This window comes from Halovenus halobia, assembly GCF_051414135.1.
GTDB classification, from domain to species: Archaea; Halobacteriota; Halobacteria; order Halobacteriales; family Haloarculaceae; genus Halovenus; species Halovenus halobia.
The window spans coordinates 121,778-148,522 of the sequence record NZ_JBLKOA010000007.1 but is presented as its reverse complement, the minus strand read 5'-3'; the positions used below and the strand labels follow the sequence as shown (position 1 = coordinate 148,522).

The 26,745-nt window shown below is 60.4% G+C and carries 26 protein-coding genes; 14 read left to right on the top strand and 12 right to left on the bottom strand.

Annotated features, from left to right (window positions below):
• Positions 1-212 precede the first annotated feature (212 nt).
• The 4 genes from pyk to ACMGFM_RS15000 all read right to left on the bottom strand — a co-directional run bounded on the left by pyk (position 213) and on the right by ACMGFM_RS15000 (position 5,810).
• Entirely contained in the window at positions 213-1,955 is a 1,743-nt protein-coding gene (gene pyk, locus ACMGFM_RS15015) for a pyruvate kinase (RefSeq protein WP_436903475.1), read from the bottom strand.
• On the bottom strand, positions 1,956-3,389 hold the full coding sequence (locus ACMGFM_RS15010; RefSeq protein WP_436903474.1) for an aldehyde dehydrogenase family protein: 1,434 nt from the start codon (positions 3,387-3,389) through the stop codon (positions 1,956-1,958). It lies immediately after the preceding gene.
• A gap of 239 nt (positions 3,390-3,628) precedes the next feature.
• A complete protein-coding gene (gene trmB, locus ACMGFM_RS15005) occupies positions 3,629-4,687 on the bottom strand; it encodes an HTH-type sugar sensing transcriptional regulator TrmB (RefSeq protein ID WP_436903473.1) in 1,059 nt (352 codons plus the stop codon).
• 64 nt (positions 4,688-4,751) lie between these two features.
• Positions 4,752-5,810 (bottom strand): glucose 1-dehydrogenase, encoded by a 1,059-nt coding sequence (locus ACMGFM_RS15000; RefSeq protein WP_436903472.1) that lies wholly within the window; start codon positions 5,808-5,810, stop codon positions 4,752-4,754.
• 184 nt (positions 5,811-5,994) lie between these two features.
• Between ACMGFM_RS15000 and ACMGFM_RS14995 the strand changes: the two genes are divergently transcribed.
• From ACMGFM_RS14995 to kdgK1, 3 genes are read left to right on the top strand one after another with little or no spacing between them, the layout of a single operon-like run.
• The gene (locus tag ACMGFM_RS14995; RefSeq protein WP_436903471.1) at positions 5,995-6,900 is read left to right on the top strand and encodes a dihydrodipicolinate synthase family protein; all 906 of its coding nucleotides are present in this window, start codon (positions 5,995-5,997) and stop codon (positions 6,898-6,900) included.
• 59 nt (positions 6,901-6,959) lie between these two features.
• A complete protein-coding gene (locus ACMGFM_RS14990) occupies positions 6,960-8,195 on the top strand; it encodes a mandelate racemase/muconate lactonizing enzyme family protein (RefSeq protein ID WP_436903470.1) in 1,236 nt (411 codons plus the stop codon).
• Positions 8,192-9,142: a bifunctional 2-dehydro-3-deoxygluconokinase/2-dehydro-3-deoxygalactonokinase gene (kdgK1, locus tag ACMGFM_RS14985; protein WP_436903469.1), complete on the top strand. Its 951-nt coding sequence runs from the start codon at positions 8,192-8,194 to the stop codon at positions 9,140-9,142. Before ACMGFM_RS14990 ends, kdgK1 begins: the two co-directional genes overlap by 4 nt.
• 66 nt (positions 9,143-9,208) lie before the next feature.
• Here the strand turns inward: kdgK1 and ACMGFM_RS14980 are convergent, their stop codons facing one another.
• From ACMGFM_RS14980 to ACMGFM_RS14965, 4 genes are all read right to left on the bottom strand, one after another.
• A complete protein-coding gene (locus ACMGFM_RS14980) occupies positions 9,209-9,913 on the bottom strand; it encodes a metallophosphoesterase family protein (protein ID WP_436903468.1) in 705 nt (234 codons plus the stop codon).
• Positions 9,914-10,103: 190 nt separating this feature from the next.
• Positions 10,104-10,379 (bottom strand): amphi-Trp domain-containing protein, encoded by a 276-nt coding sequence (locus ACMGFM_RS14975; RefSeq protein WP_436903467.1) that lies wholly within the window; start codon positions 10,377-10,379, stop codon positions 10,104-10,106.
• Between the two features lie 82 nt (positions 10,380-10,461).
• On the bottom strand, positions 10,462-12,558 hold the full coding sequence (gene ppk1, locus ACMGFM_RS14970) for a polyphosphate kinase 1 (protein WP_436903466.1): 2,097 nt from the start codon (positions 12,556-12,558) through the stop codon (positions 10,462-10,464).
• A gap of 380 nt (positions 12,559-12,938) precedes the next feature.
• On the bottom strand, positions 12,939-13,955 hold the full coding sequence (locus ACMGFM_RS14965) for a PhoU domain-containing protein (RefSeq protein WP_436903465.1): 1,017 nt from the start codon (positions 13,953-13,955) through the stop codon (positions 12,939-12,941).
• Between the two features lie 195 nt (positions 13,956-14,150).
• Between ACMGFM_RS14965 and ACMGFM_RS14960 the strand changes: the two genes are divergently transcribed.
• A complete protein-coding gene (locus tag ACMGFM_RS14960) occupies positions 14,151-15,035 on the top strand; it encodes a helix-turn-helix domain-containing protein (RefSeq protein ID WP_436903464.1) in 885 nt (294 codons plus the stop codon).
• Between the two features lie 7 nt (positions 15,036-15,042).
• Here the strand turns inward: ACMGFM_RS14960 and ACMGFM_RS14955 are convergent, their stop codons facing one another.
• Genes ACMGFM_RS14955 through ACMGFM_RS14940 form a run of 4 tightly spaced genes read right to left on the bottom strand, consistent with a single transcriptional unit; the run spans position 15,043 to position 18,597 of the window.
• Positions 15,043-15,708, bottom strand: coding sequence for a DapH/DapD/GlmU-related protein (locus ACMGFM_RS14955; protein ID WP_436903463.1), 666 nt, complete (start codon positions 15,706-15,708; stop codon positions 15,043-15,045).
• A 2-nt stretch (positions 15,709-15,710) separates the two neighbouring features.
• Entirely contained in the window at positions 15,711-16,736 is a 1,026-nt protein-coding gene (phnE, locus tag ACMGFM_RS14950; protein WP_436903462.1) for a phosphonate ABC transporter, permease protein PhnE, read from the bottom strand.
• Positions 16,733-17,548, bottom strand: a complete 816-nt coding sequence (locus ACMGFM_RS14945; protein ID WP_436903461.1) for a phosphonate ABC transporter ATP-binding protein — start codon at positions 17,546-17,548, stop codon at positions 16,733-16,735. The genes phnE and ACMGFM_RS14945 overlap by 4 nt, the downstream gene beginning before the upstream one ends.
• A 20-nt stretch (positions 17,549-17,568) precedes the next feature.
• The gene (locus ACMGFM_RS14940) at positions 17,569-18,597 is read right to left on the bottom strand and encodes a PhnD/SsuA/transferrin family substrate-binding protein (protein WP_436903460.1); all 1,029 of its coding nucleotides are present in this window, start codon (positions 18,595-18,597) and stop codon (positions 17,569-17,571) included.
• 226 nt (positions 18,598-18,823) lie between these two features.
• On the opposite strand from ACMGFM_RS14940, the gene phnG reads away from it, so the two are divergent.
• From phnG to ACMGFM_RS14890, 10 genes are all read left to right on the top strand, one after another.
• Positions 18,824-19,267, top strand: a complete 444-nt coding sequence (gene phnG, locus ACMGFM_RS14935; protein ID WP_436903459.1) for a phosphonate C-P lyase system protein PhnG — start codon at positions 18,824-18,826, stop codon at positions 19,265-19,267.
• A complete protein-coding gene (phnH, locus tag ACMGFM_RS14930; RefSeq protein WP_436903458.1) occupies positions 19,264-19,809 on the top strand; it encodes a phosphonate C-P lyase system protein PhnH in 546 nt (181 codons plus the stop codon). Before phnG ends, phnH begins: the two co-directional genes overlap by 4 nt.
• Positions 19,810-20,931: a carbon-phosphorus lyase complex subunit PhnI gene (locus tag ACMGFM_RS14925; RefSeq protein WP_436903457.1), complete on the top strand. Its 1,122-nt coding sequence runs from the start codon at positions 19,810-19,812 to the stop codon at positions 20,929-20,931.
• Positions 20,924-21,967, top strand: coding sequence for an alpha-D-ribose 1-methylphosphonate 5-phosphate C-P-lyase PhnJ (locus ACMGFM_RS14920; protein WP_436903456.1), 1,044 nt, complete (start codon positions 20,924-20,926; stop codon positions 21,965-21,967). The genes ACMGFM_RS14925 and ACMGFM_RS14920 overlap by 8 nt, the downstream gene beginning before the upstream one ends.
• On the top strand, positions 21,964-22,794 hold the full coding sequence (locus ACMGFM_RS14915) for an ATP-binding cassette domain-containing protein (protein WP_436903455.1): 831 nt from the start codon (positions 21,964-21,966) through the stop codon (positions 22,792-22,794). The genes ACMGFM_RS14920 and ACMGFM_RS14915 overlap by 4 nt, the downstream gene beginning before the upstream one ends.
• Positions 22,791-23,525: a phosphonate C-P lyase system protein PhnL gene (locus ACMGFM_RS14910; protein ID WP_436903454.1), complete on the top strand. Its 735-nt coding sequence runs from the start codon at positions 22,791-22,793 to the stop codon at positions 23,523-23,525. Before ACMGFM_RS14915 ends, ACMGFM_RS14910 begins: the two co-directional genes overlap by 4 nt.
• Positions 23,522-24,694 (top strand): alpha-D-ribose 1-methylphosphonate 5-triphosphate diphosphatase, encoded by a 1,173-nt coding sequence (locus tag ACMGFM_RS14905; protein WP_436903453.1) that lies wholly within the window; start codon positions 23,522-23,524, stop codon positions 24,692-24,694. The genes ACMGFM_RS14910 and ACMGFM_RS14905 overlap by 4 nt, the downstream gene beginning before the upstream one ends.
• Entirely contained in the window at positions 24,691-25,500 is an 810-nt protein-coding gene (locus ACMGFM_RS14900) for a sugar phosphate isomerase/epimerase family protein (RefSeq protein ID WP_436903452.1), read from the top strand. Before ACMGFM_RS14905 ends, ACMGFM_RS14900 begins: the two co-directional genes overlap by 4 nt.
• Positions 25,493-26,167, top strand: coding sequence for an HAD family hydrolase (locus tag ACMGFM_RS14895; protein ID WP_436903451.1), 675 nt, complete (start codon positions 25,493-25,495; stop codon positions 26,165-26,167). Before ACMGFM_RS14900 ends, ACMGFM_RS14895 begins: the two co-directional genes overlap by 8 nt.
• Positions 26,168-26,282: 115 nt before the next feature.
• Positions 26,283-26,678 carry a hypothetical protein gene (locus tag ACMGFM_RS14890; protein WP_436903450.1) on the top strand — a complete coding sequence of 132 codons (396 nt, stop codon included), beginning with the start codon at positions 26,283-26,285 and terminating at the stop codon, positions 26,676-26,678.
• Positions 26,679-26,745: the final 67 nt, after the last annotated feature.

The following is a 26,745-nucleotide window of genomic DNA, read 5'->3' as shown; positions in this document are numbered from 1 at the left end:
GTGAAAGGATGGCTACTATAAATTCCTGAATCAATCAATAAGCATCTCTACGCGCCGGTGTATTCAGCCAGTTCTACGATGAAAACAACCTCCGTGTGAATCGGTCTATGACATCTTCGTACACGAAGGTACGGAGCCGACGCTCAGTGACTGGGCAATCAAACAGGGCCTGAAAACACTGGGACAAGCGGTGGCTGACGACGCCGACTGCGTTACTGCCGCTCTGCGACCGCAGCAGCGTAGACGACACCACGGTCACCGTCGACAGTGACTGTCGTCCCGTCTGCAAGCGATTCGGTGATTCCGCCAACGACTGGCACGTCGAGTTCCCGGCCAACCATCGCCGGATAGCCGGTTACTTCATCGCTAGCCGTCACGATAGCGGCGACCGCAGAGAGATTTCCAGAGAGTTCCCCGTCGAACTCCTCAGGGAGGACAACGACGGCATTCTCGGGACAGTCAGTAAGATTGCCGTTCAGGGAAATAAACAGCTCGCCAGCCGCCCGTCCGGAGTGGACGCCACGCCCGCTGGCCAGCACTTCGGCAGCGAGATGGACTTTCAGCGTGTTCGTCGTGTTCGCTCCTTCGAGGTCAGTCATCATCCCCGCGAGTACCAGTACCGTGTCACCGCTTTCGGTGATACCGGCGTCGGTTGCGGCTGTCGCGGAGTCCTCGATAAGTCGTGCCGCACCACCCTCTGGAGAGGGCTGGTAGCGGGGAGTGACTCCCCACAGCAGGGCGAGGCGGTTACGGACTCGCTCGTCAGGCGTCACTGCAACGATGGGGACCTCGGGCCGGTACTTGGCGACTCTGTGTGCCGTGTAGCCGGATTCGGTGACCGTGACAACTGCCTCGGCACCCACGTCCCGAGCGAGATACCGAGCAGAGCGGGCAATAGCGTCGGTTCGCGAGCCCGACGGCGGCGGGACCCTGTGCTCGCGTGACTCGGCGTACTCCTCGCTTGCCTCCACGTCGTCGATAATTCGCGCCATCGTCTCGACGACGCGAACTGGGTGGTCACCGACGGCCGTCTCACCCGAGAGCATCACCGCGTCGGTGCCGTCGAGCACCGCGTTGGCGACATCAGACGTTTCTGCGCGGGTGGGTCGACGCTCCGTAATCATCGAATCCAGCATTTCCGTCGCCGTAATCACGGGGACGCTTGCCTGCCGTGCCTCGCGGATGATTTGTTTCTGGATGAGCGGGACCCGTTCGAGCGGGCACTCGACGCCGAGGTCACCGCGAGCGACCATCACGCCGTCGGCGGCCTCCAGTATCTCGGCAAGATTCTCGACGGCGTCGGCGCGTTCAATCTTGGCGATGACGGGAATGTCTCCGCCGCCGCAGGATTCCAGCACTTCGTTGACCGCGTAGACATCGGCGGCCGAGCCGACGAAACTCGCGGCGACGTACTCCACATCCATCTCGGCGGCGAGTTCCAGTTCCGCCCGGTCAGCCTCGTTGACGACCTCAAGTCCGATATCGACGCCCGGGACGTTGACACCCTTCCGGCCTCCGAGAGAGCCACCAGAGTCGACGGTCGCGTATACATCGTCGCCCGCCACCCGATCGACCGTCAGTTCGATACGACCGTCATCGAGGAGGATACGGTCGCCGGGGGTGACCTCCGACAGTGAGGCAGAGAGGCCGATAACCTCGTCATCGACGCGCTCTCCCTCTACGAGGCGGCGCTGGCTTCCCGTCGGCAGTTCGACTTCTTGTTCGAGTGGCGCAGTCCGAACCTCCGGCCCAGGCACGTCGAGTATGGTCGCGACGGGGACTCCCGTCTGCCGGCTCACGTCTCGGACACGTTCGATAACCGTTGCTCGGTGCTCTGTCGAGCCGTGGCTGGCGTTCAGCCGCGCAACTGACATGCCAGCATCGACGAGGTCCCGAATCGTATTGCGGTCGTCAGACGCCGGTCCGAGCGTACAGACCACTTTGGCTCGAGCCATCTACAGGATGATGCTCTTTTGCTCGACGAACGCCTCGATGGTGTGGCCGATTCCTTCGCGGCCAATACCCGAATCTTTCACGCCACCGAAGGGGATGTCGCCGAGTCCGTGGCTTGGCGCGCCGTTGATGCGAACCCCGCCAGCGCGCAACTGGTCGGCCAGGCGCATCGCTCGGTCGTAATCACTCGTGAAGACAGCGGCGTCGAGGCCGAGGTCACCGCCGTTGGCAATCGAGAGCGCCTCTTCCTCGTCGCCGAAGGTGGTGACCGCGACCACGGGACCGAACTGCTCTTCGTGGACGATTCGGGCGTCATCGGGGACGTCGGCGAGCAGGGTTGGCTCGAAGAATCGACCCTCGTGGCTGCCGCCTCGGACCAACGTTGCCCCCTTCTCGACGGCGTCGTCGACGAGTTCTTGTACCCACTCGGCTTGGGAAGTGGAGATGACCGGACCGAGCGCAGTGTCGGGGTCGAACAGATCCCCAGCCTCCCAGTCGTCCATTTCCTCGTCAATGCGCGCCACCATCTCGTCGTGAATACCCTCGTGGGCAAGGACGCGAGAGACGGCAGAACAGCGCTGTCCGGCGTACTTCAGTGAGCCCGCCGTGGCGGCTTCGGCCGCCGAATCGAGGTCAGCGTCCGGGAACACCAGTTCCGGTGCGTTCCCGCCCAGTTCCATGTGGAGTTCGACCATGCCGCTGACCGAAGCGACGTGTTTTCCGGCACCAGAGGAGCCAGTCATCGCAATTGCACCGAGTCTGTCGTCGCCCGCGAGGACGTCGCCGATCTCGCTGGCCGGACCGGGCATGAAACTGAACGCACCGTCCGGGAGCTCTGGAGCGGCCTCGACGATGATTTCGGCGAGAATCGCGCCAGAAACCGGCGTCTTTGTCGCGGGTTTCAGGATGACAGCATTGCCAGCAGCGAGTGCCGGCGCAACCTGCAGTGCCGTCGTCGAGAGTGGGTAGTTGTACGGCGTGATGCAGAGCACAGTTCCAACAGGTTCCTTGCGGACGATGGCTCGCCAGCCCTCGTGGCCGTCGGTCGTTCCTTCGAGGTACTCACCGTCGAGTGACCGGGCCTCCTCGGCGGCGCGGCGGAACCGCTCTGCTGCGGCTTCGACTTCACCGCGAGCGCTGCTGATTGGCTTGCCAGCCTCACGGACGATGACCGTCGCGAGTTCCTCAGCGCGCTCTTCGATTCCCTCCGCAATCGCCAGCGCCCAGTCAGCACGCTGGACAACTGTCGTCTCGCGCATCGCCGCCTCGGCGTCCTGTGCCGCAGCGAGTGCATCCTCGGCGTCCGCTGGCGTCGCCGCAGCGACACGTGCGAATGTGCCGCCCTCGGCGAGGTCGGTTACCTCGATCGTGTCGGTTGCCGCCGTCCACTGCCCCTCGATGTACAGGTTCTCGTAGTTCGTAGCAGATTTGGCCATACCAGACGTAGACGGCCGCCACACAAAAAATTTACTCAACACCGAATAAAGGTTCAGAAACCCAAATTTGGCCGTAATCGGCCCTGAAAGTGGCGATACCGGAGTCCAACAGTGAATTCGGTACAGCGAGTCGAACGAGAGATTACCAACAGCGGTGGCTCGCAGGATTGACTCTCTCCGTGGAGAAGTCCTCGGTCGGCGATGGAGCGGACTGGTTCAGCAATGAGACGGCGACGGATTCAGGCTGAGTCGATGCCGGGCGGGCCATCTCGTCCAACGACGAGTTCGTATGCCTCGATATCTTCGAGGGCCGCAGCCTGCCCGCCGACATCGACGTGTTCGCCGTCGACTGCCAGCGTGAGCGCGGCAGTTTCGCGGGTGGTGGTGATACCGATATCGACCACCTCACCATCGATAGTCCGAACCTCACCAGTCTCGACGTCGCGCCCGCGAACCGAGGCGTAGAACTCGCCATCCCCCTCCGTGAGGTCACGAACGCAGCGACGGATAGTGGCGTACCGCCGGGGATACGGTCGGTCAGATTCACGCTCGGCAAGTGTCGTCGACGACGGCCAGACGACCGTGTTGAGAAAGCCCAGAACCAGAAAGCCGAGTTCGGAGCGGTTGAAGATGACACCGTAGTTATCGTCCGAGTCGAGCGCCGTCCGGGTCGTGTAGACGGAGTATGCGCCGTCGGCGACGGCGACGATGGGCGTCGTAAGCCCTCGGCGGACCCGAGTGACCGTGGCGACACCCTCGTAGTCGAACTCGTCGGCGTCGGGAACCTCGGCCTCCGGCGAGAGCAGCAACTCGATTGTCACGCCGGCTTCCTGCTGTGTTCGGAGCTGGTCCTCGAACCGGCCGAGCAGGTCTGGCGTCAGCGAGAGCACGAGTTCGTACTCGGCGCTGCTGATGACATCTTCGAGATAGCGGAGGATGGTCTGACGGGAGGAGACCAGCGAGACAGCCTCGGCCTCGCGCGATGGTGCCGTGTAGGCCTGCTCCAGTCCGTCGACGAGGTCGTCGAGCGACGCTCGGACATCGTCGAAGGCCTCGGTCGGGTTGATTGCGAGTACTTCCAGCGGCCGGGAATCCCGGAGTTCGACGAAACCGTTGTCGGCGAGACTCCGGACAGTATCGTACACCCGAGGCTGTGGGATATCTGTCTTGTCGGCAATCTCGGCGGCAGTGAGTTTCCCGTGTTTCAGAACGACGAGATACGCGTCAATCTCGTAGTCACCAAAGTCGAATCGCTCTCCGAACGTGAGAAGATGGTCCGGAAGATCCGAATCGGTCATATGCAGTACTCAGACCGGTGCGTAATGAGTCTGTCTTCTGGCCGGAAGCCAATCGAGCGATAACTCATAGTGTATCGAATTCCACTGCGGTCTTGATTGCTGTGTCGTCGGGATTGAACGCCTCGTGGAACGAGTCGAGCGGGCTGACGGTCGTGACGTACTCCTCGAAGAACCACGCCGGGAGTTCGGAGAGACGGTCGACGGCGGCCCGGAAGTGACGCGGGCCGGAGTTGACGCTGCCGACGATAGCCTTGTTCTGCATGACGAGTTCCTCGTGGAACCGACCCAGGTCGACCTCGGCCGTCCAGGAGTCGGGCACGCCCAACAGCGCCGCGACGCCGTTCGGGGCAAGCGCCTCGACGCTGCTAACGGCGTGTTTCGGGTATCCGGTCGCCTCGTAGACGAGGTCGACAGGTTCGTGCGCGGTCGGCATCTCCGGAACTGGCGTCTCCCGGGAATCGATGTACGTGGCGCCGAGTTGGTCGAGCAGTTCGATGGTGGGGTCGGGTCGGCCCGTGCGCCCGAGACAGTAGACCTCAATGTCGTCGAGCATCGCCACCGTGAGCAGGCCGAGCGAACCGTTGCCGAGAACGAGCGCCCTCTCAAGATTCCACGTGAACGACGAGCGCGACGCTCGGGCGAGTTCCAGTGCTTTTTCGGAGATACTGATCGGCTCGACCAGAAACCCCCACTCGGCGAACTCGTCTGGCATCTCGATGAGAAACTCGGCGGGACTGGTGAAGTATTCGCTCATAAACCCGTGAGCGCCGTCGATGCCCCGTTCGAGTGTCGCGTCGGGCGGTGCCATATCGGCTTCACCGCGCTCGAAATACTCGTTGCTGCCCGATGGTGGTGGCCGCCGGACTGTCGGGACAACCACGTCACCTCGGTCGAACTCGGTTCCGTTCGGGTCCTCGACGACGCCAACCGCCTCGTGGCCCATCACGAGATGCGATTCGCCGGCCGGGAATCCTCCGTGGTTCCCAGCGATAACCTCGTGGTCAGTGCCGTCGACACCGACCCGGAGCGTACGGACGAGTGCCTCCCCTGTCGCCGGTTCGGGCCGTGGAACGTCGAGTACGACTGGCTCGCTTGCCCCCTCCCTGATAGCGATGGCGTCCATACTCCATACTCCTCCCGCATTATTGAAATATTTACCGCGGTTCGAGTAAACAACATCGCCCTCAGTGCTCGCCGAGATACGCCGTCCACCCCCGAAAAATATAAACACAATACCGAGTGAATATCTACAGAACAGTGTATAGTCGACGAAATATATCCGCCTCTGAACCCTCGATTGAATACAGATGTCACAGACCGACTCGGTAGACTCTCTCGACCTCGCTGGTGTCGTCCCACCCACCGTAACAGCATTCGACGAGACTGGAGATGTCGACCTAGATGGGACTGCCGCACACGCGCAGTTCGTCGTTGAGGGCGGGGCCAGCGCCGTCTTTCCGCTGGGAACGAACGGCGAGTTTGCGCTGTTGACTGGCGAAGAACGCCGTCGAGTCGTCGAGTGCGTAACTGACGCCGTCGACGTCCCGGTTATTGCGGGCGTCGGCGCGCCGAGCACGCGAGCGACAGTCGCACACGCCGACCACGCCGCGTCGGTCGGTGCTGACGGGGTCGTCGTGGTGACGCCGTACTACTATCCCCTCGACGACGAGGGCGCACTCACTCATTACCGGGCCGTTGCGGAGGCCGTCGACGTGCCCGTCTACGTCTACCATATCCCGAGCAGGACTGGCAACAGGCTGTCCCTGGAGACGGTCGAGCAGCTGGCTGCTATCGACGGCATCGCTGGCCTGAAGGACTCATCAAAGGACGTGCCGTGGCTCACGCAGGCAATCGACGCCGCTCCGGAACTCGACTTTCTCGTGGGGTCGGACTCCCTGTTGGTCGTGGGACTCGAACTGAGCTGTACGGGACTGGTCAGCGCTGTCGCCAACGTCTACCCAGAACTCGTCGTCGACCTGTACGACGCCCACGTCCGTGGGGACGACGCCGAAGCAAAGCGCTTGCAATCGCGCGTGCTCGACGTCCGGTCGGCACTCAAGCGCGGCCCGTATCTGGCAGGCGTCAAGACTGCTCTCTCGCTTCGTGATGTCGCCTTCGACGTGGGCGGCCTCCGTGAGCCGCTGCGTACGATGAACGACGACGACCACGCGGCGCTGGAGCGTGACCTCCGTGCGCTCGACCTTCTCGATTAAAACAACTCGTTTTTGAATAAATCCTCAAGAGATAAGTTAGTTGCTCTGGAACGGGAGGTATGGGCAGGGATTACGGCTCGTTACACGACCCCAACGCGACCTACACCATGCGGAATCTTTCCGGCGATGCAATGGGTCTCGACAGCGACCGGGGGCCGCGTGACGTTTCTATTACCGACGTACAGACGACAATGGTCGACGGGAACTTTCCGTGGACACTGGTCCGGGTATACACTGACGCAGGAGTCACCGGAACGGGCGAGGCGTACTGGGGCGCGGGCGTCCCGGAACTCATCGAGCGCATGACACCGTTTCTCGTCGGCGAGAACCCGCTCGATATCGACCGCCTGTACGAACACCTCATCCAGAAGATGTCCGGCGAAGGCTCCGTCGAAGGTGTGACAGTCACCGCGATCTCGGGTGTCGAGGTGGCCCTGCACGACCTCGCGGGAAAGTTACTCGGCATCCCAGCATACCAGTTACTCGGCGGCAAGTACCGCGACGAGGCCCGGGTCTACTGTGACTGTCACACCGAAAGCGAGGCCGACCCCCAGGCCTGTGCAGACGAGGCCGAACGCGTCGTCGAAGACCTGGGCTACGACGCCCTGAAGTTCGACCTCGACGTGCCCTCGGGCCACGAGAAAGACCGGGCAAACAGACATCTTCGCCCCGGCGAGATTCGGCACAAGGTCGATATTGTCGAGGCCGTCACCGAGCGCGTCGGTGACCGTGCTGACGTCGCCTTCGACTGTCACTGGTCGTACTCAGGTGACGCTGCCCGACGCCTCGCTCACGCCCTCGAAGAGTACGACGTGTGGTGGCTCGAAGACCCTGTCCCGCCCGAGAACATCGACGTTCAGGAGAGAGTCACCACCGAGACGATGACACCAATCGGTGCCGGGGAGAACCGCTATCGCGTCACCGAACAGCGCCGTCTCGTCGAGAGCGGTGTCGTCGACATCATCACGCCGGATTTGCCGAAGGTCGGCGGCATGCGCGAGACGCGTAAAATTGCTGACGTGGCCAACCAGTACTACGTGCCCGTGGCACTCCACAACGTCTCCTCGCCAGTTGGGACGATGGCAAGCGCACAGGTCAGCGCTGCTATCCCGAACTCACTGGCCGTCGAATTCCATTCCTACGAACTGGGCTGGTGGAGCGGCCTGGTCGAAGAACCCGTCATCGAAGACGGACACATCGAAATTCCGGAACAACCCGGGCTCGGTCTCACGCTCGATATGGACGCTGTTGCCGAGCATATGGTTGAGGGCGAGACTCTGTTTGACGAATCATGAGTAAACTCGTTACCTTCGGCGAGACGATGCTTCGACTGTCACCTCCAGGGGGCCAGCGTCTCTCCCGGGTCGACAACTTCGACGTCCACGTCGGCGGCGCAGAGAGCAACGTCGCCGTCGCGGCCGCAAACCTCGAGGTCGAGTCCACGTGGCTGTCTGCGCTTCCTGACACTGCTCTCGGAGACCGCGTTGTCCACGCACTCCGCGGCGAAGGAATCGAGACGGAGGTCACCTGGACCGATATCGGTCGCGTTGGGACCTACTACCTCGAACGTGGGGGGTCGCCGCGGGGGGACTCCGTCGTGTACGACCGCGACAACACGCCGCTACGGAACGCGACGCCAGATGACCTCCAGACAGCGCCGCTCCGGGCGGCTGAGTACGTCTTCACCTCGGGTATTACACCCGCGCTCTCCGCCCAGTCGGCAGCGACGACGACGGCGCTGCTCGAAACCGCACAGGAATCCGGCGCAACGACTGTCGTCGACCTCAACTACCGCTCGAAGCTCTGGACCCCAAGCGAGGCCCGCCAGACGCTGACAGACCTCTTTGCCGGAGTCGACGTTCTGTTCGTCGCCGAGCGCGACGCACAGATAGTGTTAGGCTACGACGGAGAAGGTGCGGCTATCGCTCGCTCGCTCGCAGACCGATACGACTTCGAGACGGTCGTGCTTACTCGCGGCGACGCTGGTGCGCTCGCAATCGGGGATGACCTCGTCGAACAGCCAGCGTTCGAGACTGACACCGTCGATGCCGTCGGCTCTGGCGACGCCTTCGTCGGTGGCTTTCTCGCACGCCGACTCGATGGCGCAGGCCTCGACGACGCGCTCGCAACTGGGGCCGCCGCTGCTGCGCTGAAACGGACGGTCGTGGGTGACATGGCACAGTTCGACTCAGCAGATATCGCTGCCGTCCTCGACAACGACGACGCTACTATCGACCGGTAGTCGGGCCAGAGGTCGCCCACGAGCGTCACTAAACAGAGTCGACACTGTTTACCGGCAGGTTGGCTATCACTGCTTTGCTGGCTGCTTCGGGGTGACAATTGAGTCAGAACTGCGCTGTTGATGTGTGGTAACATCAGAAAGCGTAACGAACTTCGACGCGCGATAATCGTATGCAGTGAGTTCTCGTCCGTGGACACAGCCAGTGTCGAGGCCAACAGCCCATGGCGTTTCGAATGGCTCAGAGAGAACAGTGTGCCCGAAGAACACTCGTGGTCCCCTGGGGCGAGTCTCGAACCAGTACGGACGGTTGTACCCTCCTTCTTCGGCCAGTGACCGCATATTCAACAACTCGGTGACGGTATGCTCGGAGAGTGGCTTTCGGTGGTTGATACCCCCGTGGACGACAGCAACATCGTCCCAGGAGAGAACGACAGGCAATGACTCGATATAGGACAGATGCTCGTGGTCCAGTTCGGGAAGGTCGGCGTCACCACGGAGTAGCTTCTGTTCGTTGTTGCCCCGAACGGTACGTACATTCGGACGGTTCATAACGAACTCCAGCACCTCGCGGCTGTCTGGGCCCTTCCTGACCAGGTCGCCAACGAAAACGACAAGGTCCTGTTGACCGACCGATAGCTCATCGAGCAACCGCGCTACCGGCGAGAAACAGCCGTGAACGTCGCCAACGATGTAGATGTCGTTCCACTGGTCGGCGTCGATGCGCTGATGGTGGTCGTCTAACTGGTCGCCGAGGTCTGTTGTTATTGACATACATTCCACCATCGATTAGCCCGGGATGAGCCAGTCATCGTGTGAACGGAGGGGCGCCCGGGTTTACAGGTTTTATAATTGTTGTATATACGGCTACATAGAACAGAACAGTCGGAGTTGTGGGATACTCGGGAGTCACCACGGCAACACGCGCAGAGAGCTGTGAGAAAATCTCCGACGAATCTCGTGGTTATTCGTCTGCGTCCTCGCTGTTCTCGTCTGGAATGATGGTCCACTCGAGCTCGACTTCGACCTCGACTTGGTCGTACTCGCCTTTGATTTCGTGTTCAGCTTCGAGTTCTGTCTTGATATCTTCAGTAGAGCCGGGCACAGTTATCGACGCGTTGTTGCCTTCGACTGTTATCTCGTCACCAGACACGATTTCGTCGGCAATCTGACGAAGCATCTCTGCGGCGTCTTTTCGAGACTGTTTCGACTCTACTTCGAGTTCAGTTTTTTCCGCCATAGCTATCGTTGGGTCTGGCCCACAAAAACGAATTCGGTCGGACGCGAAACTGCCCGGATGACACAGCAGTGCAGCATGGACGCTATTTTCGGTCCCAGACCCCGTCCAAGGTCTGTTGCATGAATACTGACTGCGCCCGTATCTCCTCGGCCTCGCCGGGCGTCCGCTGGGTGTAGCTTCCATCAGAGTGCATCTCCCAGCAATCCCGGTTGTCCGTAAGACAGATTTCCAGTATTTCGTCGAGGCGGTTCTGGAGATACGTGTCGTGGATTGGCGTCACGGCCTCGACACGGTTGTCGAGGTTTCGCTCCATCCAATCAGCGGAGCCGATATAGTACCGCTCGTCGCCACTATTGTAGAAGTAGAAGACCCTCGAATGTTCCAGGAATCGCCCGACGATACTGACCACGTCGATGTTCTCACTCACATTCTCGAGGTTCGGTCGCAGTCGACAGATATCTCTGACAATCAGGTCAATATCGACGCCGGCACGCGAGGCACGGTAGAGTTCTCTGATGACCTCCGGGTCTTCGAGTCGATTCAGCTTTGCAACGATTCGAGCCTCGTGTCCCGCACGAGCGTGTTCAGCCTCGCGCTGGATCAAGTCGACGAACTGCTCACGCATATTGCCTGGCGCGATTAACAGTTCCCGGTAATCCTCGTGCAACGAGTGGCCGGTAAAGTAGTTGAACAGTTTCACCAGGTCTCTCCCGATATCTGAATCCGCAGTCAGTAGGCCCAGATCTTCGTAGTGTTTGGCTGTTTCGGAGTGATAGTTCCCTGTGCCGACGTGTGAGTACAGCTCGACCCCATCGTCTTCCTCACGGACGACGAGTGTCGTTTTCGTATGCGTCTTGTACCCGATTGTACCGTAGGCAACGTGAATGCCGTTCTCCTCCAGCGTTTTGGCCCACTCGAGGTTGTCTTCTTCGTCGAAGCGGGCCTTGAGTTCGACCATCACTGCGACCTGCTTGCCATTGTCGGCCGCTTCGATGAGACTCTGGATAATCTTCGACTCGCTCGCAGTACGGTATATTGCGGCCTTTATCGCGAGAACATTGGGGTCGTGCGCTGCTTCGCTGATAAACCGCTGGACTGTATCAGAAAAGGAGTGGTACGGATGATGGACCAGAATATCCTCGCGTCGGATGTCTTTGAAGATGTTTCCTTGCTCGTCTCTGTGACTCGTCAGCCGTGGATGCGGTTGGGGTGTCCACTCTGGAACCGTTAGCTCCGGTCGGTCGAGGTCGGTAAGTTGCTTAAATTCGCGGAAGTCCAACGGCGGCTGTAGTTCGTACACCTCACGTTGGCTCACGTCGAGCTGTGTCGTCAGCAGATCCCGTATCTGGTCGGACATATCCGTCTCGACTTCCAGTCGAACGACCGTGGCGAACCGGCGCTCCTCGATGACCTCCTCCACCAGCCCGATGAGGTCTTCGGCGATATCCTCGTTCCGCCGTACCTCAGCGTTACGCGTCACCCGGAACGTCGAGTGTTCGATGATCTCTGAGTCAGGAAACAATCTGTCGAGGTTCGCAGCGATGATCTCTTCGAGCAGAACATACCGGGTATCGTCTCCGATTTGGATCAGACGAGGTCGGTTCTGAGGAATCTTCACCCGGGAGAACATCGTCTCACTCTCACTGTCCTGCTTCGTCAGCACCGCCATCGACAGCGACAGATTCGAGATATGTGGAAACGGGTGTGCCGGGTCGAAGGTGAGTGGGGTCAGTGTTGGAAACACAGACTCCTCGAAGTAGGTTGTGAGGGTCGCCTGTTCGTCGGCGTCGAGATCGTCATAATCCACAATGTCGACTCCAGCCTCCGAGAGAGCGGGTTTGATTGCTTCGTGATAGCAGTTGGCCTGGGCCTCGAACATGGGATATGCTTTCTCCATCACCTGCTCCCACTGCTGTTGTGGCGTGCTGCCGTCCGGTGTCCGCTCTGTGACGTTTGCTGCGATCTGTTGTTTCAACCCACCGACTCGCTTCATGAAGAATTCGTCCATATTCTGGGTAAAAATCGAGAGAAACCGCACCCGCTTGAGAAGTGGGTTCCGCTCATCTCGTGCCTCGTGGAGGACCCGGTTGTTGAATTCCAGTTTGCTCAGCTCGCGGTTCAGATAATACGTGGGGTTGGTCAGGTCGATATCGTCGTCGGTTGTTTCGGTATCAGACATACAATCCGTCACTCAGATCCGCAACGAGGAGTTGCCACAGTTCGGACACGCGAAGCCACCCTGTCGGTCGTCACCTGTTTTGCCCTCCGTCTCTATCGAGCTGAGAGCGACCTCCGAGGAGCAGTTGGAACAGATCAACACACAATGAGTCATATGTGAAACAGCGAGTATACCTTCTTAAAAGCTTCTAGCAGGCATATGGTCCAGTATATATGAATAAATATTGATATCGCGCCGCGGAACCGTTACAACCCCTCGCTCATCCTTCCGGCCACACCACTCACGTGGATTATCTCTCGGGTGCCTACTGAAACGTACCGTATCCGTACTTTGTGCAGAACAAGAGAATAACGTGATGGGTGTACGCAGCCACCACTCAATCAGTTAGATGTCTCAGCGTTCCGCGCAACCTGTTCAATGCCGACTTCAGCGATATTTGCGCCGTATTCGGCAGTCCGTCGGACACTGTCGAGCATGAGCCCCACAACGTACGCCTCAGTTGGGTCTTCGTGTGCGTACAGTTCTTTGTCCAGATTTTCGAGTTCCGTCCGAAGCTTGTCCCGTTCTGTGAGCGCGTCGAGAGCCGCTTCGAACCCACCACTGGCGAGAATCACGTCTGCAGCAGTATCGATAACGTCTCTCGAACGTGAGGCGAGCGTTTCGAGGCGGTCCTCCATGCTGGTTGGAACAGTCACGTCCGGGTCCACCACGAACCGAGAAATCTTTTCAGCGTGGTCAGCGATCCGCTCGAACTGTCGACTCATGTAGTAGTACTCGAAGAGTTCGTCGCGGCTTGTCTGGAGTTTCTCGACCTCCTGAAGGTCTGTCAGTGCCCGTCGGAAATGGCGGGTTACCATCGCAAATAGCTTATCAGCCTCTTGTTCACGGTCGATGACCCGTTCGGCCAGCGACTCGTCGTCAGTCAGCACTGCCGTCACAGCGTCACGGTGCATACCGAGAACGACCAACCGGAGTCGGAGAGCAGACTTCCGCACGTCAACGTTGTCAGCGTCGATAAGATTTGTCAACCGAATTCTGGTATCGCCTGCCTCTAACATTTCGAATCCAGACAGGCCGCTGAGTGTCTCCTCGATACCACTGCGTCGCTCGGCCGAGTGACCTGCTCTGTCCAGTAGCGTTACCTCGTCGAAACCGACGGCGTGGAACGCCCGGATGCGCTGTCGGACGGCGTCGTCCGAGTCGGTCGAGATATCGACCGTCGTCGTCCGCGTCTCGGCAGACCGGTCTGCCTTCGTCTCGACCAGCAACGAGCCATCACCGTTCGGGTACAGAGTAAGCGTTGAGCCGGCTTCGATACTGTGCTCCTGGGCCCAGGACTTCGGTAAAGAGACCGTGTAGGTGGTTCCACCAGACAGCTGAACCTTGCGCGTTTCCATACTGGGATGGTAATGGAGGAATCTGGTATGGTATTTTATATGAGTGGACTGTTCCTGTACGTCGTCGTACATATTCGTACGTGCCACTCCTGATGGTGGTTCTGTCTGTGCGTCCGAAGATGGGGTCACAATGGTATATAGCCGTCCAGACAGTCTGTGCATCACTGCTAACAGTGGGTGTCGAGATTGTCACGTATGTCCCGTCGAACGTTCCAGCGCTCGCTGGCAGCTGGACAACACGGTCGTGACGCAACCCGAGCACAGGTTGTCGAGGCAATTGACAGAACCACTCCCGAGACCAAAAGAGAACTGGCAGAGACAGTTGGACTCTCCGAGCAGTACCTCTCAGAGATACTGCAAGAACTCAAAGCGGAGGACATAATCAGCAAAAGCTATGTTGTCGACGACCCGGCACTGTATGAGAATTCGGAGTACATCTCGAATTTGTCTGAGTCAGAGAGTGGACCCGAAAACCGGGGAACCGCCGTCCTAACACTACTCGACCGGCTGGAGTCGGTGACAACACAACAGTACGAAGCCGCCCAGGCGGCGTTCATGGGTGAGGAGACGGACCAACCGGCCGGGACGCTGGAGCAACTCACAAACGAGCGGTACTCGGCGGTGCTCTCAGAGCTCAAATCCTACACGTTGACGACAGACTGGCCGGGAAACCGGATCGCTGCAGACCTTTCGACTATCGCCACGAATCTCGAAATCGTCGGTGACCGGGCCTGCTTTATTGCCGATGTGGTCGACGCCGAGAAAATGACTGCAACTGGCGTTGTCAGCGACCGAATGGCAGACATCTTCGCGTCTGGCGCACAGATCAACGCGTACTTTTGCCGGATTCTGTTCGACGGTGAACTGGGCGTCCACCAGCAGCTCCGAGAAACAGAGGAAACGGTCCACCGGGACCTGAACGAACTATTCGAGCTGGTGACGGCATACGACCCCGACATATACGGCTACCTCGCCTCGGTCACCCGCGCGCTCGAACGAGCTATCTACTACTGGGTTGATTCCGCAGAGTTGGCAGTCACACTCCATACCGGAGTTATCCCCGACCACGCCGAGATTTAGCAACGTACTATTCTGCTGGTCTTGTCTCAGGGTCCTCCGGTGCGTACTGGGTGAGAAACGTCTCCAGATCACGAAAGGCTTCCAGTCGTGAAGCGAGCGTTTCGTGATCCCAGTCCCACCACTCCGTAGCTTCGATTCGTGCCGCAATTTCCGCGGAAAACCGGCGGCGGATCGGTTCGGCAGGTACCCCGGCGACGATGGTGTAGGGTGGCACGTCGTTAGTGACGACGGCACCTGCACCGACGACCGCGCCGTTTCCGACCGTAACACCCGGAAGAACGATCGCACCGTGGCCGATCCACACGTCGTGGCCGACCGTCACGGGCTGGTCAGCGCGCCACTCGAAAATGGTCTCGTCGTCATCGCCCACGTTGTACTGCTCTGCTCGGTACGTGAAGTGGTGGGCAGTCGGACGGTCGATGGGATGATTCGTCGGTCCGAGTCTGGCAGCGGCGGCGACACTGCCGAATTTCCCGATGGTAGTGTAATCCAACTGGACGTGGCCCATCAGGTAGGTGAAATCCCCGACAGTCGAATTGTTCACCCGCGTGTGAGGGTGGACCTCCGTCCACGCTCCGATCTCACTGTCGCTGACCGAAACCGGGTCGTGCAACGTTGGTTCCGGACCGAGCGTCCGGGCCCGGTCGGATCGGTACTCCTCGTAGTAGGTCATCGTCAGCGTCGACCCATCGTGGAGCCGATAATATTTCTGGGAACGTTTGCGAACGTCTCGATGATACCGGTCTTCTCGACATTGTCGTCCTCACGCAGCATCGACCGGACGCGCTGGCTGAGGAGTTCGACGGAGCCGGCAAGCAGGAAGATGAGGATGATACAGGCCATCATCTCCGTGTAGTTGAACGTCTGTCGCTGGACGTACAGCTCCAGCCCGAGGCCGCCTGCACCGATAATACCCAGCCCGATCGCCGCCCGGACGTTGTGTTCGAGGTCGAAGGCGATCCACGCGATGAACTGCCGGAACACCTGACTCAGCATACCGAAAGTGACGATCTGTGAACTGCTCGCGCCGGTCGACCGGATTCCTTCGATTGGTCCGTCTTCGATCTCTTCGAGTTCGTCGGTGAACAGCCGTCCGAGATAGCCGGTCGTGTCGACCATGATCGCTAGAGCACCGGTAAAAGGTGTAACGCCCGCCAGCGGAATGAGGATCAGGAACCAGACGAGCCCCGGAATCGCGCGGATGAGGCTCATCGTCCCTCGGAAGAGGAAGTTGAACGGATACGGAATCACTCGTTCGCTGGACATCACACCGAAAAACAACGCCAGCGGGAGACCGAGTACCGTTCCGGCGAAGGCGACACCCATCGTGATGAACATCGCACCCCAGACGATCTGGCCGCCCTCAACCGCGAGGATGAGGTTCTCCGCCCTGATGAAACTCCAGTACGCACCGACGTCGACGAAGGGGATTCCGAAGTACGTCGTCGGCGGGAAATACTCTGTCATCGCCTCGACAAACTGATCGAACTGTCCGACGAGTTCAGACAGCCTGAACTCGATAAGGAGGAGACTCCAGTAAAACAGGGCCCACGTGGTGACGAGCCCCAGGAGTGTCCAGAGCCGGCGTTTGGTCTTGCGGCGCTTCATATCCTGCAGCTTCTGTTCGGCCGGCGAATCACCAATTTCGCCGAAGCCGAAATAGACCGCGAGCGAGTTACCCTTCGATGGCGGCGTACTCATGCTTCGATCTCCTGTTCGATATCGGCAGGCTCGGCTCCCTCTTGCTGGCCGTTCTGTTTGGGGTCGGGTTTGCTCGCCTGCTTGGCGAGGCTGACCGTCTCGACGCTGCCATAGAGGTCGTCGATCAGTTCCGGAGTGAGTTCTCCGCGCCCGACATCGAACAGCTTCTTTCCATTACGTAGTCCAATAAAGCGGTCACCGAAGTGGGCCGCGACGTTCACCTGATGGAGGCTCACGAGTGCAGTCACGTCGTGTTCCGAGGCAGCCTTCCGGAGATAGCCCATGACCGATTCGGCACTGGAGGGGTCCAGACTCGCAACCGGTTCGTCAGCGAGCAACAATCGTGGGTCCTGCACGAGTGCTCTCGCAATCCCGACACGCTGTTGTTGGCCACCGGACATCCGGGAGACCTTCTGGTGTGCCTCGTCGAGCAGACCGACCGTCTCGAGCGCTTCGAGCGCGCGGACCTTGTCCTCTTGAGACTGCCACTGGAGCATACTCCGGAGCATCGAGACGCGGTTGAGCGAGCCCGTAAGCGCGTTGAGATACGCCGAGACGCCCTCGACGAGGTTGTGCTGCTGGAAGATCATCCCGATGTCCGTCTGCGAGCCCGAGATATCCTCGCCGTCGAGGGTGATCGATCCCTCGGTCGGTTCGGTGAGGCCGTTGACACACCGCAGCAGCGTCGACTTTCCAGCGCCCGATTCTCCGAGCAGGACGACGAACTCGTCTTCGATTTCGAAGGAAACGTCTTCGAGTGCGACCACATCGCCATACTGCTTCGACAGATTTTCGACTTTGAGTGTACTCATTAGTCTGATACCTTTCGTAATTACGCACTGGGGTCGATACCGACAGATCTCATCCGCTCGATAATCGGCTGGTAATCGTCTATCGACGTGTCGGTGAGTGTTGTGAACGGTAGCTCATCTTCGTTGTAGTCCTCTGGGTAGTGCTGTTCGATTTGGTCTTGGGTAGAGCCTCGAAGCACTTCTCCGACCTCTGTTTTCACATCTGATTCCCACGTTTTGCGTGCGTACATCGGCTGTTTCGGGATGGGAAACGACCACCAGACGGCCTTGAACTCCGGCGATTCGGTGCCCATTGTGTCCAAGAAAGAACTTTTTTCGTCGACACGGTCGGGAACCTCCGTTCCCTCGGGAAGGTGAGGAATCCCGTTGCCACCCCAGGTCGTTGCCCCGGCAGCTTGACCCTCCCCAACCCGTTGGAGCGCCTGGTCGTGGTCAGTCCAGCTACCCTCGAAGTCGACCGGGTCGCCTTTCGGCGCGTCACCGATATCGAGCCCCGCATCCTGGATCGCGTACAGGGCAAAGATGGAACCGCTGGTCGAGAGACGGTCGGCGAACGCCCACGTCCTCCCCTCGACGTCTGCGGGCCCCCCGATATCATTTTCTTCCGGTGGGACGACCATCAGCGAGAAATAAAAGGCTGATCCACCAGTCACGGTCGTGCCGTAGATATCCATCTTGTCCGGATTCGCCAGCACTGTCACGTCGTCCATCCCAATTTCGGCCTGCTCGCTTTCGAGGGCTGGGAGAATTGCTGAGTAGTCTGTTGGGACCGTCATCTCGAATTCGGTACCGTCAATTTCGGCGTTAAGGAGGTTCTGGACGGGTTTGTACCGACGGCGGGCGTCTGCCGGTGTCCCCGGTGTCAACAACATCGTGACGACGTTGCCGTCTTCGGTCCCTCCGAGAACGCCGCCACAGCCCGCGAGACTCACCGAAGCCGCGGTCGCTACGCCGCCGGCGACGAAGCCACGCCGGCTGATGGAGCTAGACGAACTGTCGTTGTTCGGCGTCGATTCGTCAGAATTGGAATCGCCAAATCGATCTGACATCAACTGGACTCTGGAAAACAGGTGAAATAACTGTTGAGTGGGGAGAGTCCGAAGCATCCATTCGGAGTAGTTTCCGGCTCGGATGGCTACCGCACTCGGAACCGTCGGTACAGACTAGTCCAGACGTCGTTCAGTGACCGGTGGGAACAACCCCGACGACCGACGAGACATAGAGAGTACTGAGCGAATTCTTATGCGGTCATTGTGGTGTGTTTCGACTGAGTGCATGGCTGATCCACGTGAGAGAAGCGACCGATTCGAACTGATTGCTGCCTGCGAGGCGGAGACACTCGCCGGGTTTGCAAACAAAATCCTCGAAGAGGACCCGCCGCTGTCAGTTCGGCAGGAACCGCGACCACAGCTTCTGATGCAGCAGGTCCGCGAACCTGTCGAACGCCGACCGTTCAATCTCGGCGAGGTGCTCGTCACGCCCGCTGAAGTGAAACTGGCAGACGCACACGGGTTCGCGATGGCCCCCGGAAAGGCAGAACGTGCCGCCCTCTCCGGGGCGATTGTCGACGCGGCTGTGGCTGGCGGTCACGAACTGACGCCGACTATCGTTGAGAAACTGAAAGAGACCGACGCCAGAAAGCGCGAACAGCGCCGGAAGGAGTGGGCCGAGAGCAAGCATACTGCCGTGGAGTTCAACACGATGGAGGACCAGCAGTGAGAGCTCTCGGTATCGACCCGGTCGACGACACGCGCCAAACCTTCGATGGACTCCTCGACGCGATGAGTCGACCGGGGACAGTCCAGACTGTTCCATCACCTGCCGACCACGCTGTCGTCGCAACACTCGTCGACCACGAGGTAACGGTCGCCACCGAAGACGAGACGCTTCGGAGTGCGCTGTCGGGACAGGGCCGGTTCGAGCCCGCCGACCCAGCGTCTGCCGATATTGTCCACGTACGCGAGCAGGACGCTGTGGATGTTCGGGAGTGCAAACGCGGCTCGCTTGTCGAACCCAGCGACGGAGCGACCATCATCTACCGAGTCGAGACGATTGCTGGCGGAGAAACCGACGAGTCGACGGTGACGCTGCAGGGGCCGGGTGTCGATGGCGAGGCTGTCCTGTCAGTCTCTCTCCCAGACGTAGCGCTGTCAGAGCTGGCGGAGGCCCAGCAAGATTACCCGCGCGGAGTCGACGCCATCTTCGCGGCGGCGGACCGTGTTGCGGCCGTTCCGCGGTCTGTGAGTCTGGAGGTGGCCTGAATGGGCTACGTTGCCGTCACCGCCGGCGAGGAAGTCATCGAACGTGCCGAACAGTTATTCGAGAAACAGCGGGTCAGCGGAGACTCCGACAGCCTCGACGTTGCACAACTGGACGGCCAGCTGAGCCGCCTGACCGGGCAAGCGATGAGCGAAGGAGGACTCTACGCACCGCGACTGGCCGCACTCGCAGTCAAGCAGGCACAGGGGGACACCGTCGAAGCTGCCTTCTTGCTCCGGGCGTATCGCTCGACACTCGAGCGATTCGACGAGACACGCACGACCGACCCAGGTGAGATGATCGCAAGCCGGCGCGTCTCGCCGGCATTCAAAGATGTCCCAGGCGGGCAGATCCTCGGCGCGACGAAAGACTACACGCAGCGACTGCTCGATTTCGACGACAGCGACTCTCAAGACCCGACCGAAGAGTGGGACCTCGACGACGAGGGCGAGCCCGAACGACTGACGAACGTCACGGAACTGCTACGGGAAGAAGGGCTGTTGCACGAACCAGACGAGCCGGATATCAACGAGCCATCGGATACGACCCGGCAGTCGGTCACCCACCCGCCTGACCGGGACGAAGTCCTCCAAGAACTCGCTCGCGGTGAGACCGGTGCCGTGACCGCACTCGCCTATTCGGCGTTGCGGGGCTACGGCGAAGTTCATCCAACCCTTGCAGAGGTTCGCGTCGGTCAGCTTCCTGTCCAGATTGAACATCCATACACCGGCGACGAAGTGACGGTCACGCACGTCGACGTGACCGAGTCTGAGGCGGTCGTCCCTGTCTACGAGAAGCGCGACGACCCGCAGTTTGCCTTCGGGTACGGGCTGACGTTCGGCCGTAACGAGCGGAAGGCGATCGGGATGACGGTGCTGGACGCGTCGATCCAACTCGACAGCGACGACGCACCAGCCGAGAATCCGGAATTTGTGCTCGATACGGTCGACGGGATGGACTCCTTCGGGTTCATCGAGCATCTCAAACTCCCGCACTACGTCACGTTCCAGTCGATCCTCGACCGCATCCGGTCCATCCGCGAGCGAGGGGCTGGCGAGGCGGAGCCAGACGCTGAAACGCACGCCAACAAGCAGGCTGTCGCGGAGGTGAACGACGATGACTGAACCAGACCCAGACCGGACAGCCAAGAGCAACGGAGGCACAGCCGTACCGACTGAGTCGGTCTCTGCTGCGCTGGCGGCTGTCGAAACAGATGGGCTGGCGGGGTACAATTACGCGTATCTCGACGAGCACACGAAGCGGGAAGTTCGGCGGTCGATGCTCAAAGCCGTCGCGATTCCCGGCCATCAGGTCCCGTACGCCTCGCGGCCGATGCCGCTGGCTCGCGGCTGGGGGACCGGCGGTATTCAGGCCTCACTGTCGATTCTGGGACCGACAGACACGTTCAAAGTGATCGACCAGGGTGCAGACGAGAGCGTCAATGCTGCGAACATCCGTCGACTCGCAGAGAACACCGCCAACGTCCCGACCACGACAGACACGACTGAGGCAGACCTCATCCAGAGCCGGCACCGCATTCCCGAGGAGGTACTGACGGCGGAGCAACGGTTGGTGTTGCAGGTCCCGATCACCGACGCGCTCCGGAAAGTCGACCCCTCCGACACGGCCAACCGCCGGCGGCATGCCCACAAAAATTACGGGAAGATGTGGGTCCATCTCTACGAGAACGTCGTCGAATACGGCGAGATCAACATTGCCTCGCGCTATCCGACACTGGTTGCCGGGCGGTACCTGATGGACCCCTCGCCGATCCCTCGATGGGATGTCCCGAAACTCGACGACGCAGACCATCTCACAGTGCTGGCGGCCGGGCGTGAGGCACGTATCTACGCGGTTCCGCCGCACACGTCGGTCGAACCACTGGCCTTCGAGGACCGCGAGTTCACCGTCGAGCGGTTCCCAGAAGAGGCGTGTCACGCCTGCGGGTCGACGGACACGTATCTCGTCGAGGTTTCCGAGGAATCCGAGCCCGAGCATGGCGACGACACGGATGGATTCGAGACTCGTTACGCCTGCAACGATTCGAGCTTCTGTGCCAAACGGCGCGAAACCCCCACGCTTTCCAAAGCCCACCACCTCGACCGGGAGGCGGTCGATTGGGGGCCGACGATGCCAGACACAGGAGGTGACGAGCCGTGACCTTGCTCGAAGCGTCCGGAATCGAGGTCCTCTACGGTTCAGGATGTCCGGAGTGTCTCGACTGCACCGGTGACCGTGCCGGGACGAATCAGTGTCCACACTGCGGCACTGTCGTCGCCTGCGCGGACGCTGACCTCAGTGTCCAGGCTGGCGAAGTACTGGGCATTGTCGGTGAATCCGGCTCGGGGAAATCGAGTCTCGCAGAGGCGCTTGCACTGGAACTCGATTCCGAAGCCTCCCTCGATGGCGAGGTGAGCTACGGAGACCACGATGGCAACCTCCTGTCGGTCGACTACCAGACCCGCCACGACCTCCGCACCGGCGAAATTTCTTTCGTCCACCAGCACATTCGCGACGGACTCGACCTCGACTTCACCGGCGGTGGAAACGTCGCCGAAAAACTCCTCTCTGCCGGCTGGCGCTCCTACGAGGATGTCCGCACGCGTGTCCGAGACCTGTTCGAGGAGACGGAGATTCCCGTCGCACGGATGGACGACCCGACACGGACCTACTCCGGTGGGATGCAGCGACGCGTTCAGATCGCTCGTGCGTTGGCAACCGACCCGGACCTGGTCGTCCTCGACGAGCCAACGACTGGACTCGATGTGAGTGTCCAGGCTCGTGTGCTGGATACATTCCGACGTATCCAGCGCGAGGAGGGCGTCGCCGCTGTCGTTGTGTCACACGACCTGAGCGTCGTCCGTCTGCTGGCCGACCGAACTGTCGTGATGCGCAACGGGCGGATTGTCGAATCCGGTCTGACTGACCGCGTCATGGAAGACCCGCATCACGAATACACGCAAACACTCATCAACTCAGTAATATGACTGTCCTCTCTATCGAAGGGCTCAGCAAAACCTTCGACATGCACGTGCTCGGTGACACGAGAGTCACCGGACTCGACGACGTATCGTTCGACGTTCACGAGGGAGAGTTCCTCGCTATCGTCGGAGAATCAGGCAGTGGCAAATCCTCGCTGCTCAAGTGCCTCTACCGGACCTACGACCCAACTGCCGGTCGTGTCATCTATCACGACGGCGACGAGGAGTTCGACCTCGCCTCGTGTGGTGACCGTGTCGTAATGGGCCTCCGGGGAGACCGCATCGGGTACACCTCGCAGTTCCTCGATGAGATTCCACGGGTGCCTGCCGTCGACGTGGTTGCGCGGCCACTGGTCGAGCAGGGCACGGCTGTGGAGGAGGCACGGGAGCAAGCACGAGGGCTGCTCGACGCACTGCACGTTCCGGCGGAACTCTGGGACGCCTATCCAGCGACGTTCTCTGGCGGCGAGCGCCAGCGCGTCAACCTCGCTCAGGCGCTGGCCCCGAAGCCAGACCTGTTGTTGCTCGATGAACCGACGAGTGCACTCGACCCCGAGACACGGCAGGCAGCTATCGACCTGCTGGAGTCGTATCTCGACGACGAGACCACTGTTGTTGGTGTCTTCCACAACACCGACGTAGTCGCGCAGATCGCTGACCGGGTCGTGACACTGGACGACGGCCGCCTCCAGTCAGTCGTGCCAGTCACTGAGTACGACCAGGAGGTGAGCCGATGAGTTCAACCACACAGACCCCAGAGGCAACCGTTGCCGTCGTTGGCGGCCGCCTCGTCACACCCGACAGCGTCATCGAGGGCGGAGTCCGAATTGACGGACAGGAAATCGCCGAGGTTGGCGACATCGACGCCGACGCCGAAACCGTAATCGACGCAGATGGACAGCTCGTGTTACCGGGGCTGGTCGACCTCCACGGTGACGATATCGAGCAACATCTGCAGCCGCGCTCGGGGGCACGGATGGACGCCTCGATGGCGCTGGCTTCAGCCGACCGGGCGAACGTCGCCGCCGGGATTACGACAAAGTTCCACGCCATTTCCTTCGAGTTAGACGAAGAGACCGACCGCTCACCTGAACTCGCAGCGACGATGACCGACGCAATCGTCGACGCGACGGACCTGCTCGTCGACCACCGTCTCCACGCTCGCTGTGAGGTGACACAGAAGCGGTGTGTCGACGCTGTTCTCGATGTGCTCGACAACGGAGACGCCGACCTAGTTTCGGTGATGAGCCACATCCCCGGGAAAGGGCAGTTCCGCGACATGGCGGCGTTCCGGTCCTACTACGAAAACTCGTCCAATCACACTGCCGAGGAAGCTCAGGAGATGATCGAGGAACGAATGTCGATCCCGATGGAAACGATCAGAGACCGGATCAATCGTATCCTCGACCGGGCCCACGAGCGTGGCGTCGTAACAGCGTCACACGACGACGAGAACCCACGGGAAGTCGAACGTCTCGCCGAGTCAGGAGTCGACATCACCGAATACCCGATCACACTCGAAACCGCGCAGCGAGCGTCAGAAGTTGGGATGACGACAGCGATGGGCGCACCGAACCTCGTCCGCGGTGAGAGCCAGTGGGGCAACCTCGCAACCATCGACGGCATCGAGGAAGGTGTCGTCGACACGCTGGTCGCCGACTATCATCCGCCGTCGCTACTCGCTGCAGTGTTCGTCGAGACTGGAGAGTCACTTCCGGAACGAGTGAAACGAGTCAGTGCTGCGCCGGCCGACGCTGCTGGGTTCACCGAGAGAGGGCGAATCCAACCGGACAAGCGCGCCGACCTCATCGTCGTCGACCCCGAACCGACACCGACGGTGACCGAGGCAGTCGTCGCTGGCCAGCCAGTGTACCGTGCCGACGCGACGACGGGGGAGTCCCAATGAGTGACGCCCGTCTCGGAGCGGCGATGGATATCCGCTTCGGCGCGACCGTCGAGGAGTTTATGCGCTACGTCACCGAGTTAGGGCTGGACCACGTCGAATTCAAGCGCGAGTATCTGGCCGGCCATCCCAACACACCCAACCCCGAGCAGGTCCGGAAACTCGCCGACACGTACGACGTGAGCGTCACCTATCACGCACCCTTCCGGGACTGGAACCCGGCCAGCTACGACGAGACCGTCCGTCAGGACTCCGTCGAGCGAGTCAAACGAACACTCGACGACGCTGCCGCCGCCGGTGCAACTGGTGTCGTCGTCCACGGCGGTGCTGTCCCGCGCCGCTATCCGGAGTGGGTACGCGACGACGCTCGCGAGAGCGCAGTTCGGTCACTCGCGGAGTGTGCCGAATACGCCCAACTTGTCGGCGTCCCGCTATGCATAGAGAACCAGCCGATTGATGAACAGAAGCGCCGGTACACCACGTCGCCGACGGCGCTTGCCGAGATGGTCGATACCGTCGATGTCCCACCACAATACCTCGGTGTCACACTGGACGTGGGCCACGCGAAGGTCAACGACCACGACTGGCGTGCCTTCGTGGATGAGTTTGGGTCCCGTATCCGGGTCTGTCATCTCCACGACAACGATGGGACCGCCGACCAGCACAATGCGTTCCCGGGGTACGAGTCAGTTGTCGAATCGGTTCCGGCAGATTGCTTCGTCTTCGAGATGAAATCCGTCGCCGACATTGCAGCCTGTCTCGGTACCGATACCAAACCCCCGAAAACGGAGTTGTCTACCAGTGATTGACGAGTACGACGCCGTCATCTTCGACAACGATGGAGTCCTGGTCGAACCGACAGACACCGATGTGATTGTCGACGCTGTCGTCGAGTCGTTCGCAGCGTTCGATGCGGATGTCGACCGGTCGACCGCCAAACAGACCGTTGACGACGGAGCTGTTCCGGTCGACATCGCCCGTGACCACGGCGTCGACCCAGAGGCGTTCTGGCACTACCGTGAACTGAGTGCGAGTCTCGCCCAGCAGACGCACGTTCGCAACGGCGGAAAACCAGTCTACAAAGACGTTGCTGCACTCGACAGGCTCGATGTCCCGCTCGGAGTCGTCAGCAACAACCAGCACGCGACGATCGAGTTCCTGCTCGCTCACCACGACCTTCCGCGGTTCGAGACTGTATACGGACGCAACCCAACGCTCGTCGGCGCAGCGAACCGAAAGCCCGAACCGGAGTATCTCGACCAGGCACTGACGGACCTTGGTGCCGACCGAGCACTCTACGTCGGCGATTCAGAGACTGATATCGTCGCCGCAGACCGCGCCGGTATCGACTCGGCGTTTCTCCGCCGCGACCACGTCAGCGACTGTGACCTCTCGGCCACGCCGACCTTCGAGGTAGCTACCCTCCGAGAACTGGTCGAACTCCTGACATCCACGGAACAGCCCCATAAGCCGTAATACACTGGTTCAGTCGGAACCACACGAACGACCGTCGCAGCGGCGTGGCGACATCACGGACAGGTCCGGACTTTACGGACGATACAATGACAGTCGGGATACTCACAGTCAAAGTATGCACCGACGAACTGTTCTCGGGAGTTTTGCTGCGGGCGTGGGTATTTTGATTGCAGGCTGTTCTCGGTCGAGTGTCGATGGGACGGTTGTCTCGAACGAGACGCCGCTCACGTTCACCCACGAGTATGCGACCCAGGCGACACCGTCGGGAACCAGAATCGTCGTCGAAGTGACTATCGAAAACGATGGCAGCCAGCCGATTACGCCCGAGGGACGTGTTCCCCGGATAACCTGCACGTTCCTGGACAACTCAGGTGAGCGGCTCTATCAGTCGGGTCTCGAACCTGTGGAGCCGATTGGCGTCGGCGAAACAACCACAATGGAGTTCCCGCTGGCGGTGAACGTCGACGACGTGACGCGATACGAACTCCGGAGCAAGTGGACAGACGAGTGAACGGCGGAGCCGCCAACCACGCGTGTCACGTCGTGACGCGAATTATCGGTCGAACATGTAGGGGCAT

Excerpts from the sequence above, each read along its gene's own strand:
- ACMGFM_RS14905 (WP_436903453.1), top strand. The coding sequence starts at position 23,522 with ATGAGTTCAACCACACAGACCCCAGAGGCAACCGTTGCCGTCGTTGGC.
- ACMGFM_RS14920 (WP_436903456.1), top strand. The coding sequence starts at position 20,924 with ATGACTGAACCAGACCCAGACCGGACAGCCAAGAGCAACGGAGGCACA.
- ACMGFM_RS15000 (WP_436903472.1), bottom strand. The coding sequence starts at position 5,810 with ATGGACGCCATCGCTATCAGGGAGGGGGCAAGCGAGCCAGTCGTACTC.
- ACMGFM_RS14890 (WP_436903450.1), top strand. The coding sequence starts at position 26,283 with ATGCACCGACGAACTGTTCTCGGGAGTTTTGCTGCGGGCGTGGGTATT.
- phnG (WP_436903459.1), top strand. The coding sequence starts at position 18,824 with ATGGCTGATCCACGTGAGAGAAGCGACCGATTCGAACTGATTGCTGCC.
- ACMGFM_RS14965 (WP_436903465.1), bottom strand. The coding sequence starts at position 13,955 with ATGGAAACGCGCAAGGTTCAGCTGTCTGGTGGAACCACCTACACGGTC.
- ACMGFM_RS14955 (WP_436903463.1), bottom strand. The coding sequence starts at position 15,708 with ATGACCTACTACGAGGAGTACCGATCCGACCGGGCCCGGACGCTCGGT.
- trmB (WP_436903473.1), bottom strand. The coding sequence starts at position 4,687 with ATGACCGATTCGGATCTTCCGGACCATCTTCTCACGTTCGGAGAGCGA.
- ACMGFM_RS14990 (WP_436903470.1), top strand. The coding sequence starts at position 6,960 with ATGGGCAGGGATTACGGCTCGTTACACGACCCCAACGCGACCTACACC.
- ACMGFM_RS14995 (WP_436903471.1), top strand. The coding sequence starts at position 5,995 with ATGTCACAGACCGACTCGGTAGACTCTCTCGACCTCGCTGGTGTCGTC.
- ACMGFM_RS15010 (WP_436903474.1), bottom strand. The coding sequence starts at position 3,389 with ATGGCCAAATCTGCTACGAACTACGAGAACCTGTACATCGAGGGGCAG.
- ACMGFM_RS14945 (WP_436903461.1), bottom strand. The coding sequence starts at position 17,548 with ATGAGTACACTCAAAGTCGAAAATCTGTCGAAGCAGTATGGCGATGTG.
- pyk (WP_436903475.1), bottom strand. The coding sequence starts at position 1,955 with ATGGCTCGAGCCAAAGTGGTCTGTACGCTCGGACCGGCGTCTGACGAC.
- ACMGFM_RS14925 (WP_436903457.1), top strand. The coding sequence starts at position 19,810 with ATGGGCTACGTTGCCGTCACCGCCGGCGAGGAAGTCATCGAACGTGCC.
- ACMGFM_RS14960 (WP_436903464.1), top strand. The coding sequence starts at position 14,151 with ATGTCCCGTCGAACGTTCCAGCGCTCGCTGGCAGCTGGACAACACGGT.
- ACMGFM_RS14980 (WP_436903468.1), bottom strand. The coding sequence starts at position 9,913 with ATGTCAATAACAACAGACCTCGGCGACCAGTTAGACGACCACCATCAG.
- ACMGFM_RS14910 (WP_436903454.1), top strand. The coding sequence starts at position 22,791 with ATGACTGTCCTCTCTATCGAAGGGCTCAGCAAAACCTTCGACATGCAC.
- ACMGFM_RS14975 (WP_436903467.1), bottom strand. The coding sequence starts at position 10,379 with ATGGCGGAAAAAACTGAACTCGAAGTAGAGTCGAAACAGTCTCGAAAA.
- kdgK1 (WP_436903469.1), top strand. The coding sequence starts at position 8,192 with ATGAGTAAACTCGTTACCTTCGGCGAGACGATGCTTCGACTGTCACCT.
- ppk1 (WP_436903466.1), bottom strand. The coding sequence starts at position 12,558 with ATGTCTGATACCGAAACAACCGACGACGATATCGACCTGACCAACCCC.
- phnE (WP_436903462.1), bottom strand. The coding sequence starts at position 16,736 with ATGAGTACGCCGCCATCGAAGGGTAACTCGCTCGCGGTCTATTTCGGC.
- ACMGFM_RS14900 (WP_436903452.1), top strand. The coding sequence starts at position 24,691 with ATGAGTGACGCCCGTCTCGGAGCGGCGATGGATATCCGCTTCGGCGCG.
- ACMGFM_RS14940 (WP_436903460.1), bottom strand. The coding sequence starts at position 18,597 with ATGTCAGATCGATTTGGCGATTCCAATTCTGACGAATCGACGCCGAAC.